Source organism: Streptomyces sp. CB01881 (assembly GCF_002953255.1).
Classification (GTDB): Bacteria; Actinomycetota; Actinomycetes; order Streptomycetales; family Streptomycetaceae; genus Kitasatospora.
In genome coordinates this window covers 5,414,473-5,416,729 of the sequence record NZ_CP026498.1, presented here as the reverse complement: position 1 = coordinate 5,416,729, position 2,257 = coordinate 5,414,473, and the positions used below count along the sequence as shown (strand labels likewise).

2 protein-coding genes are annotated in these 2,257 nt (G+C 71.9%); both read right to left on the bottom strand.

The annotated features are described in order from the left end of the window. Nucleotides 1-1,057 (bottom strand): L-serine ammonia-lyase (locus C2142_RS13445; RefSeq protein ID WP_241002557.1); only part of this gene is annotated, 1,057 nt, incomplete at its 3' end. A gap of 145 nt (nucleotides 1,058-1,202) precedes the next feature. Beyond that, nucleotides 1,203-2,257, bottom strand: a 1,055-nt coding sequence (glyA, locus tag C2142_RS13440) for a serine hydroxymethyltransferase (protein WP_241002556.1), incomplete at its 5' end; no start/stop codon positions are given.

Here is a 2,257-nt window from a genome sequence, read left to right as displayed (position 1 = left end):
CGGCCGCCATCGAGCAGGCGGAGCCGACCTCGCCCTGGCAGCCGACCTCGGCGCCGGAGATGGAGGCGTTCTCCTTGAAGAGCATGCCGATCGCGCCGGCGGCGAGGAGGAAGCGGACGATGCCGTCCTCGTCGGCGCCCGGGATGAAGTTCAGGTAGTAGTGCAGGACGGCGGGGATGATGCCGGCCGCGCCGTTGGTCGGGGCGGTGACGACGCGGCGGCCGGAGGCGTTCTCCTCGTTGACGGCCATCGCGTAGAGGGTGACCCACTCCATCGCGTTGGCCGGGCCGATGCCCTCGGCGCGCAGGGCGCGGGCGCCCGAGGCGGCGCGCCGGCGGACCTTGAGGCCGCCGGGGAGGATGCCCTCGCGGGACATGCCGGCCCGGACGCACTCCTGCATGACCCGCCAGATCTCCAGCAGGCCGGCCCGGATCTCCTCCTCCGTCCGCCAGGCCTTCTCGTTCTCCAGCATCAGGCCGGAGATGGACAGGCCGGTCTCGCGGGTGAGGCGCAGCAGCTCCTCGCCGGTGCGGAAGGGGTACTTCAGCGCGGTGTCGTCGGGCTTGACCCGGTCGGCGCCGATCGCGTCCTCGTCGACGACGAACCCGCCGCCGACCGAGTAGTAGGTCTTCTCCAGCAGCGCCGAGCCGTCGGCGGCGTAGGCCCAGAGGGTCATGCCGTTGGCGTGGTACGGCAGCGAGCGGCGCCGGTGCAGCACGAGCTGGCTGCCGGGGTCGAAGTCGATGGCGTGGACGCCGAGCAGGTTCAGCCGCTTCTCGGCGGTGATCCGCTCGACGTCGGCGTCGGCCCGGTCGACGTCGACGGTGCGCGGGGAGTTGTTCTCCAGGCCGAGCAGGACGGCCTTGGGCGTCCCGTGGCCGTGGCCGGTGGCGCCGAGCGAGCCGAACAGCTCGGCGCGCACGCTCGCCACGTCGGTCAGCAGGCCCTCGGACTTCAGGCGGCGGGCGAACATCCGGGCGGCGCGCATGGGGCCGACGGTGTGGGAGCTCGACGGGCCGATGCCGATGGAGAAGAGGTCGAAGACGCTGATGGCCACGGAGGACGTCCTTGTCTGGTCTCGTGGAAGGACAAGCAGGCGGGGTACCGGCACGGAACGGGGCACCGCGCGCACTGTCCAGTGTGCGCGGTGCCCCGGAATCCCAGGTGGACCGGCGGGGTGAGGCCGGTCACCTACGGCCGAACTACAGGTTGGGGTAGAGCGGGTACTTCTCGGCGAGGGCGGTGACCCGGGCCTTCAGCTCGGCGGCGACGGTCTCGTCGAAGGCGGGCTTGAGCGCCTCGGCGATGATGTCGGCGACCTCGCGGAAGTCCTCGGCCTGGAAGCCGCGGGTGGCGAGGGCCGGGGTGCCGATCCGCAGGCCGGAGGTGACCATCGGCGGGCGCGGGTCGTTCGGGATCGCGTTGCGGTTGACCGTGATGCCGACCTCGTGGAGGCGGTCCTCGGCCTGCTGGCCGTCGAGCTGGCTGTTGCGCAGGTCGACCAGGACCAGGTGGACGTCGGTGCCGCCGGAGAGCACGGAGGCGCCGGCCTCGGCGACGTCGGCCTGGAGCAGGCGCTCGGCGAGGATCCGGGCGCCGTCCAGGGTGCGCTGCTGGCGCTCCTTGAACTCCTCGGACGCGGCGACCTTGAAGGCGACGGCCTTGCCCGCGATCACGTGCTCCAGCGGGCCGCCCTGCTGGCCGGGGAAGACCGCGGAGTTGATCTTCTTGGCCCACTCGGCCTTGGAGAGGATGACGCCGCCGCGCGGGCCGCCCAGGGTCTTGTGGGTGGTGGTGGTGACCACGTCCGCGTACGGCACCGGGTTCGGGTGCAGGCCCGCGGCGACCAGGCCGGCGAAGTGCGCCATGTCGACCATCAGCAGGGCGCCGACCTCGTCGGCGATGCGGCGGAACGCGGCGAAGTCCAGCTGGCGCGGGTAGGCGGACCAGCCGGCGATGATCAGCTTGGGCTGGTGCTCCTTGGCGAGGCGCTCGACCTCGGCCATGTCGACCTGGCCGGTCTTGTCGTCCACGTGGTACGCGGCGACGTTGTAGAGCTTGCCGGAGAAGTTGATCTTCATGCCGTGGGTCAGGTGACCGCCGTGGGCCAGGGACAGGCCCAGGATGGTGTCGCCCGGCTGGATCAGCGCGAACATCGCGGCGGCGTTGGCCTGCGCGCCGGAGTGCGGCTGGACGTTGGCGTGCTCGGCGCCGAACAGGGCCTTGATCCGGTCGATCGCGATCTGCTCGACCACGT